General features: G+C 65.8%; 14 protein-coding genes. 9 read left to right on the plus strand and 5 right to left on the minus strand.

Translation table 11 applies throughout. The annotated features are described in order from the left end of the window. Nucleotides 1-5 precede the first annotated feature (5 nt). Together AB0P23_RS15440 and AB0P23_RS15445 are read right to left on the minus strand one after the other, a co-directional pair. Nucleotides 6-539 carry a histidine phosphatase family protein gene (locus AB0P23_RS15440; RefSeq protein ID WP_032390682.1) on the minus strand — a complete coding sequence of 178 codons (534 nt, stop codon included), beginning with the start codon at nucleotides 537-539 and terminating at the stop codon, nucleotides 6-8. Continuing rightward, complete coding sequence (locus tag AB0P23_RS15445) at nucleotides 526-1,068, minus strand: GtrA family protein (RefSeq protein ID WP_027498197.1); 543 nt, start codon at nucleotides 1,066-1,068, stop codon at nucleotides 526-528. Before AB0P23_RS15445 ends, AB0P23_RS15440 begins: the two co-directional genes overlap by 14 nt. Nucleotides 1,069-1,130: 62 nt before the next feature. On the opposite strand from AB0P23_RS15445, the gene AB0P23_RS15450 reads away from it, so the two are divergent. Beyond that, nucleotides 1,131-2,336, plus strand: a complete 1,206-nt coding sequence (locus tag AB0P23_RS15450) for an MFS transporter (protein ID WP_363798090.1) — start codon at nucleotides 1,131-1,133, stop codon at nucleotides 2,334-2,336. 191 nt (nucleotides 2,337-2,527) lie between these two features. After that, on the plus strand, nucleotides 2,528-3,475 hold the full coding sequence (locus AB0P23_RS15455) for a CPBP family intramembrane glutamic endopeptidase (RefSeq protein ID WP_363798092.1): 948 nt from the start codon (nucleotides 2,528-2,530) through the stop codon (nucleotides 3,473-3,475). Here the strand turns inward: AB0P23_RS15455 and AB0P23_RS15460 are convergent. Further along, entirely contained in the window at nucleotides 3,465-3,977 is a 513-nt protein-coding gene (locus AB0P23_RS15460; RefSeq protein WP_363798095.1) for a GNAT family N-acetyltransferase, read from the minus strand. The two genes, AB0P23_RS15455 and AB0P23_RS15460, sit on opposite strands and share 11 nt — an antisense overlap. Before the next feature lie 103 nt (nucleotides 3,978-4,080). On the opposite strand from AB0P23_RS15460, the gene AB0P23_RS15465 reads away from it, so the two are divergent. From AB0P23_RS15465 to AB0P23_RS15495, 7 genes are all read left to right on the plus strand, one after another. Beyond that, nucleotides 4,081-6,264, plus strand: a complete 2,184-nt coding sequence (locus tag AB0P23_RS15465; RefSeq protein WP_363798097.1) for a DUF222 domain-containing protein — start codon at nucleotides 4,081-4,083, stop codon at nucleotides 6,262-6,264. Nucleotides 6,265-6,371: 107 nt separating this feature from the next. After that, nucleotides 6,372-6,974, plus strand: a complete 603-nt coding sequence (locus AB0P23_RS15470) for a biotin transporter BioY (RefSeq protein WP_174557291.1) — start codon at nucleotides 6,372-6,374, stop codon at nucleotides 6,972-6,974. After that, entirely contained in the window at nucleotides 6,971-8,104 is a 1,134-nt protein-coding gene (locus AB0P23_RS15475; protein WP_363798100.1) for an AMP-binding protein, read from the plus strand. Before AB0P23_RS15470 ends, AB0P23_RS15475 begins: the two co-directional genes overlap by 4 nt. Continuing rightward, nucleotides 8,101-9,222 (plus strand): thiolase family protein, encoded by a 1,122-nt coding sequence (locus AB0P23_RS15480; RefSeq protein ID WP_363798102.1) that lies wholly within the window; start codon nucleotides 8,101-8,103, stop codon nucleotides 9,220-9,222. Before AB0P23_RS15475 ends, AB0P23_RS15480 begins: the two co-directional genes overlap by 4 nt. Next, nucleotides 9,219-9,899: an ABC transporter ATP-binding protein gene (locus tag AB0P23_RS15485; protein ID WP_363798105.1), complete on the plus strand. Its 681-nt coding sequence runs from the start codon at nucleotides 9,219-9,221 to the stop codon at nucleotides 9,897-9,899. Before AB0P23_RS15480 ends, AB0P23_RS15485 begins: the two co-directional genes overlap by 4 nt. After that, complete coding sequence (locus AB0P23_RS15490) at nucleotides 9,896-10,543, plus strand: energy-coupling factor transporter transmembrane protein EcfT (protein ID WP_027498186.1); 648 nt, start codon at nucleotides 9,896-9,898, stop codon at nucleotides 10,541-10,543. Before AB0P23_RS15485 ends, AB0P23_RS15490 begins: the two co-directional genes overlap by 4 nt. Next, nucleotides 10,452-11,981: an AMP-binding protein gene (locus AB0P23_RS15495; RefSeq protein WP_363798108.1), complete on the plus strand. Its 1,530-nt coding sequence runs from the start codon at nucleotides 10,452-10,454 to the stop codon at nucleotides 11,979-11,981. The genes AB0P23_RS15490 and AB0P23_RS15495 overlap by 92 nt, the downstream gene beginning before the upstream one ends. On the opposite strand, the gene AB0P23_RS15500 is transcribed toward AB0P23_RS15495, so the two are convergent. Together AB0P23_RS15500 and AB0P23_RS15505 are read right to left on the minus strand one after the other, a co-directional pair. Beyond that, nucleotides 11,885-12,676 carry an acyl-ACP thioesterase domain-containing protein gene (locus AB0P23_RS15500; protein WP_363798111.1) on the minus strand — a complete coding sequence of 264 codons (792 nt, stop codon included), beginning with the start codon at nucleotides 12,674-12,676 and terminating at the stop codon, nucleotides 11,885-11,887. The genes AB0P23_RS15495 and AB0P23_RS15500 overlap by 97 nt on opposite strands. Nucleotides 12,677-12,713: 37 nt before the next feature. Then, nucleotides 12,714-14,219 (minus strand): NlpC/P60 family protein, encoded by a 1,506-nt coding sequence (locus tag AB0P23_RS15505; RefSeq protein ID WP_363798114.1) that lies wholly within the window; start codon nucleotides 14,217-14,219, stop codon nucleotides 12,714-12,716. Nucleotides 14,220-14,230: the final 11 nt, after the last annotated feature.

Raw genomic sequence — 14,230 nt, forward strand, 5'->3', positions numbered from 1 at the left:
CGGGTCTACGCGCCGTCGGAATCGGCGCGGGGGATGCAGAATTCGGTGATCGTGGCGGTACTCGCTGCCAGCTCGGCCCAGCTGCATTCGGTGGTCAGCACAGCGATCGCCGAGGTGGGGAAGCGGTGTCGCACTTCGCGGGCCACGTCGGTGTCGTCGTCGACGGCCAGTTCGAGTGCCGTCCACGGAATTCCGGGCTCGTGCCCGACGACCAACAGTGTCGAGACGGTCACGTCGTCGAAGTAAGTGTCCGCCAGTTTGATTTCGTCGATGATTTCGTCGGCCGAACCACCGTAGATGTCTCGCTCGAAGCGGGTGGGTGCATCGCCGAGGCCGGTGGCGGCCAAGGTCTCGCGAGTCCGCAGAGCCGTCGAGCACAACACGGCGTCGACGGAGCCGACGTGCTCGGTGATCCAGGCTCCCGCCAGTCCTGCTTCCCGTTGGCCGCGTGGAGCCAGTGGCCGCTCGTGGTCGGGCACGCCGTCGGGGTAGCCGGATTTTCCGTGCCGCATCAGCACGAGAGTCCTAGTGGTCGCCATGCCGTCCACCGTAAACGGTCAGGGCAACCTCGTCGGGAACGACGTTCACCGGCTCGGGGAAAACGAACTTCCGCATTGCCCACCACCGGAAGGCGGTGGCGAGCAGGGTGCCGACAATGGAGCCACTGACGAAGTCCGCGATGTTCTCGGTGATGAAAGACACGTTGGGAGCGCGCAGATCCAGCACGTAACTCGACACCCAGAGCGGCAATTGGTTGATGGCCAGACCGGTCCCGGCGACGGCGAAGAACAGCGCTGCTTCGTGATGGCGACGTCGTCCGCCGCGGGCAGTGAACGACCATTCCCGGTTGAGAACGTACGACACGATCGTCGCGATCAGCACGGCCAGAACATTGGCTGTCACCGGCTTGTCCTGCAGGATCGTCCACTTCAAGCCGAAGAACAGCACGACGGTGACGACGAAGGTGATTGCTCCGACGATGAGGAACTTCAGCGCCTCGGCGTGCTTGACGAGGGGCGCGAGCCAACGTTCGGGAACGTGGTCGGTGAGGCGGTCGGACACATGCATCCCATCGACGTTACCTCGAGTAACGGGTTGGGTAGTCCCATCAACGATAGGCTCGCGGCACTATGGGCCGCCCGAAAACCAGTGCTCGTTTGTCCGTTCTGATCGTCTTCTTCGTCAACGGCGCGGTGTTCGCCAACTGGGCACCCCGCATTCCCGAGATCCAGAACTCGTTGTCCATCGATGTAGCCACGCTGGGTCTCGCTCTCGCCGGGGTCGGTGTCGGCGGGCTTGCCGCAGCACCCGTTGCCGCCGTGCTGGTACACCGGTTCGGCAGTCGGTGGGCTGTTCTCGGGTCGGGACTCTTGTTGTGCGGTGCGTTCGTGCTTCCCGCTGTGGCGGTGTCGTGGTGGACGCTGCTGGCAGCTCTGGTCCTGCTCGGCGGGGCCGACGCGGTGATGGACATTTCCATGAACGCCCAGGGAGTTCTCGTCGAGGAGCGGGCCGGTCGGTCTCTGCTCAGTGGCTTTCATGCCGCGTGGAGCGTCGGGGCGGTGGTGGGCGGAGTGACGGGTTCTGCGGCCGCGGGTGCTCGCCTTCCGGTCGCAGTGCACTTCGCCTGCGTCGCCGTGGTGCTGGTTCTCGCGCTCGCGGCGGTCGGCCGGGGTCTGTTGGGTCCGGATGCGCGGCCGGATGAGTTCGCCGACGGCCCAACTCCTCAGCCGGCCGTCGGCCGTCCGATTGCGGCGCTGGCCATGCTCGGCGCGGTGGTTCTGCTGGCCGGCCTGATGGAGGATTTCCCGCAGTCCTGGAGCGCGGTGTACATGACGGCCGAGCAGGGTGCCGGTCCTGGTGCTGCCGGTCTGGCGTTCGTCGCGTTCTCGGTGGCCATGTTGGTGGGACGCCTGGTGGGTGACCGGATCGTCGATCGGTTCGGACCGTCGTCGGTACTGACGGGTGGCGCAGCGCTGGTTGCGGTCGCATTTGCGGGCATCGCGGGGCTGTCGGTCCTCGCCGTCGACGTGCCTGTATTGGTCATCGCTGCATTCGCGGTCGCCGGCCTGGGTTCGAGTCCGCTGTTTCCCATCGTGTTCAGCCTGGCCGGACGGCTTCCCGGCGTCTCGTCGGCTGCGGCGATCTCGACCGTCTCGCTGATCTCGCGTGCCGGATTTCTGCTGGCACCGTTGGTGGTCGGGCGGGTCGTCGAGGCATCGGGCTTCGGGTCGGTATTGGCCGCGATCGCTGCCGCGGGCGCCGTCGTCGCGGTGATCGGGTGGCTCTACGGCCGCAAATTTCCCGTGGACTCGGCTCAGGACTGCGGCTCCAGATAAGAGCGCAACAACCGACGTACCTCGTCGGCCGTGAGTTGCTCGGGATACGTCACCGTGAGTGCGCGGTACTGAATTCTGGCCTCGTGCGTGATAGACAAGTCCGGAGTTTACGGTCTCGGTGGTGTGAGAGGCCCGTTGGCAATAGCGAGACGCAGGGCAGTATGCGGCGATGAGTGAATGGTGGTGACTTGATGGCGACCGATGCCGACTCGGGTCTCCGTGACGAATCACGCAGGCGGGCGCTGTCTGTCACCGGTACGGCTGCTCTGGCGCTCGCTCTGGTGGTCGGGTGGGTCGTCGTGTATTTCATCGGCTTGGTGGGTGCGCTGTGGCGTTTTCGTGAGCCGCATGCGCCGGCACCGATCCTCACGATGCACGATCAGTGGACCGATCTCGCGGTCGGCGCCCTGCAGGTCGTTGTGGGGGCGATCGCGATCGGCGCGGTGTATCTCGCACGGCGACGGACTTTGCCGGCGGTGCTGCCTCTGCGGCATGGCTCCGCGCGCGAGGCTGCGTTGACTTGGTGTGCTGCGATCGGCGCGGCGTCGGCGATAGTGCTCGTATTGTCGCGACTGAATATCGTTCGGTTCGGGTTCTCTATCCCTGCCTCTGTCGAATCGGATTGGCTTGCAGTCGTTTCGGCGCTCGCTGTCGGTCTGAGGGAAGAGCCGATTCTGGTGGCTCTTCCGGTTCTGCTGTTGGTGGGCAGGATGCCGATCTGGGCGATCATGGGGTTGTCGGCAACGTTGCGGGGCTTCCTGTACCTGTATTTCGGCGGCGGCGGATTCCTGTGGGCAGCCATATGGGGCGCTGCGGCGGTGTGGGTGTATTACCGATATCGGCGATTGTGGGTCCTGATCCTCATTCATGGATTCGTGATGAACATCCAGGTCTTCGACCGGGTGATTCCGTCCGACAATTCGGCGACGGTGCTGCAGTGGATCAACATTTTGATCCTGTTCGCGGCCCTGCTGTGGTGGATCACGCCCCGCGCCCTCGATGCGTTCCTGCCGAACACGGTGGCTGTCCGTTCCAACGATCGGGCTGTCGAGACGACGCCTGTGGTGACCGACGTCGTGCTGAATCCCGAGAACGCGAACTCCGACCGATCCAGAAACGAACCACCCGTCAAGCCCTGACCATGCGCGCCTCGTGGCATTCCCACGTCGGGTCGAAGCGGGCTTCGCCGTCCAGCTCGAACCCGTTCTTGCGATAGAAGGCAATCGCGCGCTCGTTGGCCGCGGCCACCCACAGATACGCAGCTGGAGTGTCCTCACCTAGTGCGTCGTTCATCAACGTCAGTGCAATGCCGGTGCCGTGGTGTTCGGGAAGAACGTTCAACGACCACAATTCCCTGTGCGCGGGCGGATTTTCGTCGCGCGGGGGTCCTCCGGTCGCGAAGCCGACAATGCGTGAGTCGGCGACGTCGACTGCACATCGGGTGCGAACTCCGCGCGCCGACGACTCGTCGCGATGGGCGATGATCTGCTCCCACCGATGGATGCGGTGCGCGGGCCTCATCGCATCCAACTTCGCACCGTTCATCATTCCCGCATACGTTGCCTTCCAGATCGCAACGTGTGCTGTACCGATCTGCTGCTCGTCGCCGGGCCGGATGTCACGAATCGAGTAGCTGCGCATGGTGCCGTTATACCGGCCCGAACTCGGTCACCGAATCGAATTTTCTTGTCGGACCCCTCTCGTACTATCGAATACATGTTCGATACCGGGGGGGTGGGGAGCGGTGGAGACGCCGTCGGTCGATGACTGTATTGCGGGGTTTCTCGATGTCATCGCGCTCAGCCGTGTCCAGGAGAATCTTGCCCGGGCGGGGACCGTCCTGGCGTACTGCGACGTGCTCGAAATGCGGTTGGAGGCTGCCGAATCCGACGGTGGGGACCCTGGCGAGACCGTTCGCGGCGCTTTGTGCGACTTGGCCGTGACGATGACCGGCACGCGTCGCGATGCGTCGGTGATGCACGATGTCGCCGAGCGTTTACATCGAATGCCGTTGACGGCCTTGCGTTTCGTGACCGGCAGCTTCGACTGGTCGACGGTAGTCACCATAACCTCGGTGTTGCATCGCGCCAGTGACGAGACCATCTCGACAATCGAATACGAGGTCTGCGCCGCAGGGGGCCGAATGCGTCCGCAGGCCTTGCGGAACCGAATCTGGCGGTTGTGGATGAGGGCCGATCCGGACGGCGCTGCGCAGGCTCGCGAGACCGCGAAGTCGGAGGAAGTCGGAGTGCGGATCGACCGCACCGGTCCCGGCGGTATTTCGTCGCTCATCGCAAAAATCACGCATCTCGAGGCGGCCGAAGCGGATGCGCTCATCGTCGAGATTGTGGGGACTGTCTGCAAGGACGATCCGCGGTCGACGCGGATGCTGCGGGCGGCGGGACTGATGGCGTTGCTACACGGCGAACATTCGCTGGCCTGTCAGTGCGATCTGGGCGACGACTGCCCGGTTGCGGGTGGCACCGATGATCTCCCTCCTCGGCGCGGGCATCTCCTTCAGATCGTGGTGGCGGTGGAGACGCTGCTGGGACTGTCCTCGGATCCCGCGTCCTTGGCGGACGGGACGCCCATCGATCCGGAGGTGGCGCGCATCGTCGCCACCGACGCGAAATGGCAGGCCATGCTGACCGAGTTGGTCGACATGCTCAAACCCGAGGGAAACAGTTCCGACGACGGCGACGACGGCGACGACGGCGACGACGGCGACGACGGTGACGACGGCGACGACGGTGAGGGCGACGAGGGCGAGGGCGACGACGAGGGCGACGACGGCCCTGAGGGCGGTAACCCGAAAGGTGGAGGACCGTCTGGCAGAGGGCCGGATGACGGTGACCCGAACGACGTGAATCCTGATGGCAATTCCGGCCCTGACGGCGATTCCGGTCCCGACGGCGATGGCGGTTCCGAGGGCGATGGCGGTTCCGACGGCGATGCCGGTCCTGACGACGATGCCGGTCCTGACGACGATGCGGGTCCAGGCACCGGCGACCAGGACGACCGTCGCAGAGAAGAACCGGACAGCGGTGGAGGCTCGCAGCGCGGTGAGTGCAGCGGTCGAGACCCGGGCAGCGGTAAGCACCCGGGTAGCGGTCAGGACCCAGGCGTGCGGTTGTCGACCGGTTCGTTGCTACGTCGAGTGGTGGTCATCGGGCGCGTGCGCGCTGCCGGCGAGCTTCCGTCGATACGCGGGGCAGGTGACTGCGCGAATTCACCCGCAGCCCCTGTGCTGGGTGAGGAGTCTGTCCGCGATGGGCTGGTCGCGCGGTGGCTCGCATGGATTGCCGAGAAGCCCGAGCGTGCTCGGGGCATCTTTCCCGACGGCCACGGCGGGGAGCGCAGTCCATCTCAGGCTGCGGTGACCTATCGACCCAGTGCCCGCGTCGCTGCTGTCGTTCGGGCCGCGTATCGCACGTGCACGTTCCCCCGTTGCGACGTGCCGTCGGCGCGGTGCCAGATCGATCATCTGGTGCCGTTCGACCAAGACGATCCGCGGCGGGGAGGTTGGACCATCGTGACCAATCTTCAACCGGTGTGCGTGTTCCATCATCAGGCGAAGACCTCGAAAACGTGGTCGGCGGCGATGGTTGCCGGAGGGGTGATTCTGTGGTCGAACTCGCTCGGGTTGCGCTCGATCACGTTGCCGGACTTCTCGATCGGATCGCACGCGGGTCGCAGCCGACGTCGGAAGCGGTCTTCAGGGAAGGTGACGTCCCTGTCCGAACCCACCCGATGGGAACTCGACTACAGCGGATCCGCACCCCCGACGCTCGCGGACTTCCGTGCTGCCTCGACGGACTCGGCAAGGAAGAGGCTCGCAGAGAAGAGGCGGGCCTATCTCGAGCATTGCCGCGTTGTACACGCACGCATACGACAGGACTGGAGTCGATACGATCCCGCGCCCTTCTGACGCCGGGACTGCCGGTGCCCGATAGGTGGTCAGGGCCACGCACCTGCTACCTTGAACGCCGTTCAAGTATCTGGGGCAGGTGATCGCCCCTTCCTCGAGGAGCCACCGTGTCAGGTATCGACAGCAGTACTCGCCCGCCGAGCCGTAAGGTCGGTCGAATGAACGTCTCCGCCCGCGACATGGCGCAGATCGCGGTGTTCGCGGCGCTCATCGCCGCGCTCGGACTGCCGGGATCGATCACGGTGGGCTTCTCCGGAGTCCCGATCACCCTGCAGACCCTCGGCATCATCCTGGCCGGCGCAGTTCTGGGACCACGCAAGGGCACGGCCGCAGTACTCGTGTTCCTCGCCCTGACAATGATCGGCCTGCCGCTGTTGGCGGGCGGACGCACCGGCCTCGCGGCGATGGCCGGCCCCACCGTCGGATACCTGATCGGCTGGATTCCGGCAGCGCTGATCATCGGTTGGCTCACCGCCCGCATCCTGCCGAAGTACTCGATCGTGCTCGGACTGCTGATCAACGCCGTCGGCGGAATCCTCGTCATCTACATCTTCGGCACCATCGGATTGCTGCTCCGCACCGACGTCGGGCTCTGGGCCGCGATCACCACCAACGGACCGTTCCTGCCCGGCGACATCGCGAAGGTCGTCGTCGCCACGGTCGTCGCCAAGAGCGTGCACCGCGCTTACCCGGGACTGATCAAGAGGTGACCTTTACGCTGGGAGGTCGAGACCAGGACACCGCCATCGTCTGGCGCGGTCGCAGTCTCACCTACGCCGAACTCGACGCCGCCGTCGAGCAGTGGCCTCACCTCCCGGCACACGCCCAATCACACGACGCATCAGCACTGGATCTGCCGGACGCATTGGTCTGCGTTCTCGCGGCGGCTCGGCAGGGGAGCGCCGTGCATGTCGAGGACCCGGCCGCCAGGCCCGAACGCAGCGGCGACCCCGATCCCGACGCCTTCCTGCTGGTTGCAACCTCCGGTTCCACCGGCAGGCCCAAGCCGCTCGCGCGGACCGCGGCGTCGTGGGTCGACAGCTTCGCCGAGTTCACCGACATCACCGGCATCCGTCCCACCGATTCGGTAGCGATCACCGGACCCCCGCACGCCACGATGCATCTGTTCGCGGCACTTCATGCGCTGTGGCTCGGTGCCTGTGTCACCGACGACCGTGCGCGGGCCACGGTGGTACATGCGGTCCCCGCTGTGTTGCGGGACGTCGCTCCGCGGATGCCGCACCTTCGGATTGCGGTCGTTGCTGGAACGATGCTGGACTCCGTTGCAGCTCAGTCTGTTCCGGACAGCGTGAGACTGGTCGAATATTATGGGGCCGCCGAGTTGTCCTTGATCGCAGCGAGGGTCGTGGGTGAGCAGCCGTCATTGGTACTGCTTCGCGACGTCGAGGTGCGCACCGACGACGGATACCTGTTCGTGCGGTCCCCCTACGCCGCCTCGAGTGCACGTGATTGGTTCGCCGTCGGCGACCTGGCCGACGTGCGTGGCCGGGAACTCGTCGTCCACGGGCGCGGAGATGCGGCGATCAACGTCGGTGGCACCACCGTGATCGCCGAGGACGTCGAGCGAATTCTGGTCTCGATCGACGGCGTCCTCGCCGCCGCGGCGATCGGGACCCCGCACTCCATTCTCGGCGAAACCGTCTCTGCCGTCCTCGAACTCGACGGTTCACGCGATCTGGACGTGGTGCGCGCCGATGCCCGAGCGATCATGACCAAAGAGGCACTACCGAGGCGGTGGACGGTGGTACAGCGGTTGCCCCGCACCGCCAGCGGAAAAATCGCACGCGGGGCACTGCTAGCTAGAGGAGCACTGGCGTGACGCCCACACCCGTTGTTGTTGCGGGTAAACGGACCGCCATCGGTATCGCGGGGCACGGGTTCGCCGATGTCACGGCACCTCACTTGGCGGTACCGGTTTTGAAAGCTGTTGCTGCAGAGATCGATCCGCTCGGTATTCCGATCGACGACGTGATTCTCGGCAACTGCCTCGGCCCGGGCGGTGACGTCGCCCGAGTGGCGGCGTTGGGTGCCGGGCTCGGGTTCGCCGTCCCCGGGGTCACCGTCGATCGGCAGTGTGGATCCGGGTTGGACGCGCTCGCCCAGGCCGCGTCGCGCATCCGGAGCGGCGACGAGACGATGATTCTGGCCGGGGGAGTCGAATCTGCGAGTACCAGCCCGTGGCGGTTCTGGCCGCCCGTCGGCGACGCGGAGCCGGTCCGCTACACCCGAGCGCCGTTCGCGCCCGACGGTTTCGACGACCCGGACATGGGTGTTGCGGCGGATAATCTCGCGCGGCGTCGTGGGATCGGTCGCGAACGCCAGGATGCCTATGCCGCACGGTCTTTCGCCCGAGCGGCAGCGTACGACTTCTCCGCGGAAATCGTGGCTGTGAACAACATGGCTACCGACGAGCGCATTCGGCCCAACATGACGACGCAGCGCCTGGGCAGGCTGCGCCCCACGTTCAGCACGGACGGGACCGTGACCGCCGGCAACTCGTGTGGAATCTCCGACGGCGCAGCCGTTCTGGCGGTCACCACCCTCGACCGCGCCGCGGGCATGCCGGCGCTGCGCATTCTCGGCAGCGCTGTTGCCGGGTCCGATCCTGCCCTTCCCGGGCTGGGACCGGTACCCGCGATCGCCAAACTGCTCGCCCGCACCGGGGTGGCGCTGAGTGACATCGAAACAGTCGAGATCACCGAGGCCTTCGCGTCGGTCGTGCTTGCCGTCGCAGACGAGCTCGGCATCGACGAGGACCGCATCTGCCCGGACGGTGGTGCCATCGCAATGGGGCATCCGTGGGGAGCGTCGGGCGCAATATTGTTGGTGCGGTTGCTCTCTCGTATGCTGCAGCCCGGAGGCCCCGCGCTGGGGTTGGCGGCCTGCGCTATCGGCGGCGGGCAGGGAATAGCAATGCTGGTGGAGAGAGTGTCATGAGTACGGTCGCCTTCGAGAACATCTCTCACGCCTTCGGCGAGCGGCAAGTGTTGCGCGGCATCGATCTCGAATTCGACGAACGCCGTATCGGCATCATCGGGTCCAATGGATCGGGAAAATCCACGCTGGCCCGCATGATCAACGGGTTGATCAAGCCCGATACCGGCCGGGTCACGGTCGACGGAATCGACGCGGCCAAGAAGGGCGCGCAGGTCCGCAAGAAGGTCGGCTTCGTGTTCACCGATCCCGACTCTCAGATCGTCATGCCCACCGTCGCAGAGGATCTCGCGTTCTCGCTACGGAGGTCCGGGCTCAACAAGACCGAGGTGGCCGAGCGTGTCGACCAAATGCTTGTCCGGTTTCGACTCGATCGGCACCGCGACCACCCTGCTCACCTGCTGTCCGGTGGACAGAAGCAGTTGCTCGCCATCGGGGCCGTCCTCATCCGGCGGCCGGAGGTGATCGTCGCGGACGAGCCGACGACGTTGCTCGATCTGCGTAACGGCCGCGTCGTCGCAGACGCCTTGAATTCGATGGACCAACAGGTCATCGTCGTGACTCATCAGCTGGCATTGCTGGACGGTTTCGAGCGCGTCATCGTCATCGACGACGGGCGAATTGCATTCGACGGCACCCCGGCTGCCGCGGTCCCGGCCTACCGCGAGTTGATCGGATGATCGGTCTCTACCGCCCCGGTGATTCGTTGCTGCATCGGATGAGTCCGGGATCGAAACTGCTGGCGCTGATCGTTGCCATTCTGGCGACGGTGATTCTCGCACGCACACCGCTCGAGGTCGGCGTGGTTGCCGTAATGGTCGCAGTACTGTTCGCGGTCGCCCGCATCCCTGCGAAAGTAGCTCTGGCGCAACTACGTCCGGTGCTGTGGATGCTGCTGATCATTGGCGTGTTCCAGGTGATCATCACCACCTGGCAACGCGCAGTGGTGGTCTGCGGAGTGCTGATCGTCTCCGTCGCGTTGGCCGCGTTGGTCACGCTGACCACCCGGGTCACCGACATGCTCGATACCGTCACCCGAGCCCTCGGTCCCGTCCGCCGCTTCGGCGTCGACCCGGATCGAATCGGTTTGCTTCTCGCCCTTGCCATTCGCTGCATACCGTTGTTGGCGTCGATCGTGCAGGAAGTGTCGCAGGCCCGAAAGGCCCGCGGCCTGCAGTGGTCGATGACGGCCCTGGCCACACCGGTGTTGGTGCGTGCGCTCCGTACCGCCGATGCGATGGGCGACGCTCTGGTGGCGCGCGGTGTTGACGACGACGGTGTGGACGACGACGGTGTGGATGACGACGGTGCAGATGACGAGTGATCTTCTCACCGCGCGGATAGCGCAGCACCGCGATCGGGCAGACATCGCGATCGTCGACGCGACCGGTCGGATCACGTACCGGGATCTGTGGCGTCGGGTGGAACGTGCGGCCGGGTCGATGGCCGGGATGCGTCGCATCGCGGTGTTGCCGACGTCGGACATCGAGTCGCTGATCGTCGTCGCGGCCGCGATGCATGCCGGCGTGAGTGTCGTTCTGCTGCATCGGCATCTGCTACCCGGCGAATTCGTCGACGCGATGTCGGTCACTGCACCGTCGCTCATCGTGGCGCATCCGCGTCAGCACGCACGATTGCACAGGTGGGGTGCCGACGCGGTGCTGGCACCCGAGCAGCTCGCCGGCGACCGTGTTGCGCGCGTCGATCCGCCGGCACGCAGCGCCGAACTGCTCGTGGGCATCACCTCCGGAACCACCGGCCCACCGAAATTGTTCGTTCGTGATCAGGCGTCCTGGGCGGCCACGCTCGACCGTTCCGATTCTCTGTTCGATCTCGGTCCGGGCGACAGAGTGTCTGCATCGGGAACTCTCGATCACACGCACTTTCTCTACGGTGCGTTGCACGGGCTTACTCGCGGCGCGACGGTGGACCTGCGCTCGGCGGCTGCTGCTCTCGAAGATGCTCCGACACACTTGTATTCGGTACCGACGATCGCCTGGGACATCGCGCGGTCGCATGTGCAGTACCCCAGCGTCCGCGAGGTGCTCTCTTCCGCGGCGCGATGGCCGCAGTCGGGTCGGGCGGCACTTGCCACGGTGCTACCGAACGCGACCATGACGCACTTCTACGGCGCGTCGGAACTGAGCTTCGTCTCCTACGACCGTCGAACGTCCGAGGGCGCGGGGATCGAGGGAGCGCTGTTCGACGGCGTCGAGGTGGAGACCAGGGGAGAACTGCTGCACGTGCGCAGCGACATGCTGTTCGACGGCTATCTGAGTCGGGTGGGTGAGCACACCACCCTGACGGACGGACCGGTCGACGGGTGGATGACGGTCGGTGATCGCGGCAGCATCGACCAGGGCCGGCTGACCTTGCTCGGCCGCGGCAGCGAGACGATCGTTCGAGCCGGCCTCACGGTCGAGTTGCCCCCGATCGAGGCGGCGCTGTTGTCGGTCCCCGGTGTTCTCGATGCCGGAGTTCTGGGCCTGCCCGATGACCGAGCAGGGGAGATACCGGTCGCCGGAGTGGTTGTAGCACAGGATGTTTCACCGACGGTGGCGCAGATACGGCGGCACCTGCGTTCGTTGCTACCCGACCCGAGTCTGCCCGTCGTCATCGCGATCGTCGACGGTTTGCCGCGTACCCCGCGCGGCAAGCTCGATCGTCAGGCCCTGGGTGCAACCTTGGCGACGGTCCGGACCGTCGGTTCGCCCGAGGCTCCGGTGACGACGAACCAGACGGTCAGCGCTCCGCCCTCGTAGCGGTGACGCAGCGTCACGCGTTCGTTCGCCAGTACGGGCGTGAGGTATTCGATGACGGCGCGGTGGGGCGCTGCGGCCAGGTGCGGCAAGTCCACCAGCAGTTCTTCGACCGCGTGCCAGTACGCCGCGTTGTTGAGGTGATTGAAGGGGTCGATATCGGTTGCGCGCAAGGGGAATTCGATGTCGCTCTGGGATTGCGACGGTACCGGTTCGGTCAGCCACGCCTTCCAGCGCAAGCGGTGCTGATCGGTGGTCTTGGCCAGCATCTCCAGTGCCCCGTCGCTGATGCGTGTCGGCATGCCGGTGTCCTTGCTGATGTTGATCCAGAAGCCCTCGGTCTCGATGCGACCGCCCTTGGGGGTCGTCACCGCCACCCGCATGTTGGACCAGCGCGTCGACATCGAGGAACACCAGCGCCGCAGGTGCACGCGGTCGGGAAAGTGGATGGGCTCGAAGACGTCGATGACGGTGCGTCGCACGATCCACATCGGGTCGGTCTTACCCAGAGGGGTGGCGTCGAGATTGTCGGTGCCGATGTCCTGGAGGTAGCGCGCGACACCGTCGAACCGGAGTCGGTTGTTGGGGTCGATGTCGCCGGTACGTACTGGCCAGCTCGTCTCGAAGCCTTCACCGGGCGGCGGCTCGGGTGCCAGTTCGTCGTCGAAGCCGGCTGGTTCCACGCGTGCCTTGGTCACGTCCGCACTGTACGCGGGTGGACCCACGTGATACCCGTCAGAGGATGTGGCGAGCTCGCATCCCGTCGAACACCGGTGCCACCCGCACCACGTCACCGGTGGTGGGCGCATGCACCATCTGCCCGTTGCCCATGTAGATCGCCACGTGTCCCGGGCCCGCCGCGCCCCAGTTGCCGAACAGTAGATCGCCGGGCTGGGCGAGGGCCATCGGCACCTCGGTGCCCACGTTCCACTGCGTCTCCGACGTACGCGGCAGGGTGACCTTTCCGCCCGAGGCCTTGAACAGTGCGTAGGACGTCAGGCCCGAGCAGTCGAATCCGCCGCCGGACGGTCCGTTGATGTTTCCGCCCCCCCACACGTACGGCAGGCCCAGGTAATCCATCGCCAATTGCACTGCCCGCCCGCCCATTCCGGTGAGATCGAGCCCGGCGAACGGAGTGAGGATGGCCGCGAACTGGGCCTCGGTGGCCCGGATGCGCGCTACGTAGGGCTTGGTCTGAGTCTCGTAATCGACCGACCCCGAAGGCATTCCGCCCGAGCGCAACACTGCGCCCGCTCCGGCGTTGTATCCGGCGAGGGTCAGGTCCGTCGTGTCGCCCGAGACCTTGCCGTCGCGCTTCCAGCCGTCGACCTGTCCGTAGATGTCGCACAGCATCGTTCCCGACGCCATGACCGAGTCGCCGATGCTGTTGACGTCGACTACGCCGTTGCCGTCGTAGTCCTTGCCGTAGGTTGCCCAGGTTCCCGGCATGAACTGGCCGGGTCCCTGTGCGCCGGTGCTCGATACCGGAGCTGTCGGACCGTATCGAAATCCGTTCTCGGCGGCATAGAGTGCAGCGATCGTTGTGGCCTTGACGCCGCCGCAGATGTTGCCTGCCTTCTGCAACCACGGAACGAACGCGGTGATCGCTCCCACCGCGCCCAAACCGATCGGACCGACATTGATGCCGGTGAACGTGATGGGTAGACCGGGGAACAGTGCTCGCCGAATGGCTTCGGCCGACGCCATGAACGCCGTCTGGGTCGCGATGTCGGCGGCGGTGTACGTCCGGCCGGCGAATTGCAGAGCGCCGGTGGCGAGCCCGGCGACGGCGCTGGATGCCGCATTCGACGAAAAAACACTGAAGGGTAGCGGGGCGCCGGCAGTGATCGCAGCCTGTGTGACGGCTGCCCCTGCAGCTGGGGACACCGCCCCCGGCGCAGCTGTGTCGGCAGCGCCTGCAGCTGCGGCAGCGTCCGGCGTCTCGATCTCGGCAACCGCGGGCAGGTCCGGCAGCATCGGTTCGACGGCGGTGTGCAGTCCCTCGGCGGCGTCGTTCAGGGTCCGGTCTGCGACGTCGGCGGCGGGTTCGGGCATGGTGCCCATCAGGTCTGCCCATTGATCGGACATCGTTTTGCCCTGGTCCTCGGCAGCGGCAGCGACCGCGGCTGCCTGATCCTTCACCGCCTGATTCTGCAGTGGAGCTGGGGCGTCCGTTCCGGCGACTGCGCCTGCGGCAGACACGATGACGGCAACGATGACTGCGAAGGGATCGCCTGCCATGCTTCGACTCC

It is taken from the genome of Rhodococcus sp. NPDC077669, assembly GCF_040686915.1.
Taxonomy (GTDB): domain Bacteria; phylum Actinomycetota; class Actinomycetes; order Mycobacteriales; family Mycobacteriaceae; genus Rhodococcoides; species Rhodococcoides fascians.

Excerpts from the sequence above, each read along its gene's own strand:
- AB0P23_RS15505 (WP_363798114.1), bottom strand. The coding sequence starts at position 14,219 with ATGGCAGGCGATCCCTTCGCAGTCATCGTTGCCGTCATCGTGTCTGCC.
- AB0P23_RS15440 (WP_032390682.1), bottom strand. The coding sequence starts at position 539 with ATGGCGACCACTAGGACTCTCGTGCTGATGCGGCACGGAAAATCCGGC.
- AB0P23_RS15450 (WP_363798090.1), top strand. The coding sequence starts at position 1,131 with ATGGGCCGCCCGAAAACCAGTGCTCGTTTGTCCGTTCTGATCGTCTTC.
- AB0P23_RS15485 (WP_363798105.1), top strand. The coding sequence starts at position 9,219 with ATGAGTACGGTCGCCTTCGAGAACATCTCTCACGCCTTCGGCGAGCGG.
- AB0P23_RS15455 (WP_363798092.1), top strand. The coding sequence starts at position 2,528 with ATGGCGACCGATGCCGACTCGGGTCTCCGTGACGAATCACGCAGGCGG.
- AB0P23_RS15495 (WP_363798108.1), top strand. The coding sequence starts at position 10,452 with ATGCGATGGGCGACGCTCTGGTGGCGCGCGGTGTTGACGACGACGGTG.
- AB0P23_RS15490 (WP_027498186.1), top strand. The coding sequence starts at position 9,896 with ATGATCGGTCTCTACCGCCCCGGTGATTCGTTGCTGCATCGGATGAGT.
- AB0P23_RS15460 (WP_363798095.1), bottom strand. The coding sequence starts at position 3,977 with ATGCGCAGCTACTCGATTCGTGACATCCGGCCCGGCGACGAGCAGCAG.
- AB0P23_RS15445 (WP_027498197.1), bottom strand. The coding sequence starts at position 1,068 with ATGCATGTGTCCGACCGCCTCACCGACCACGTTCCCGAACGTTGGCTC.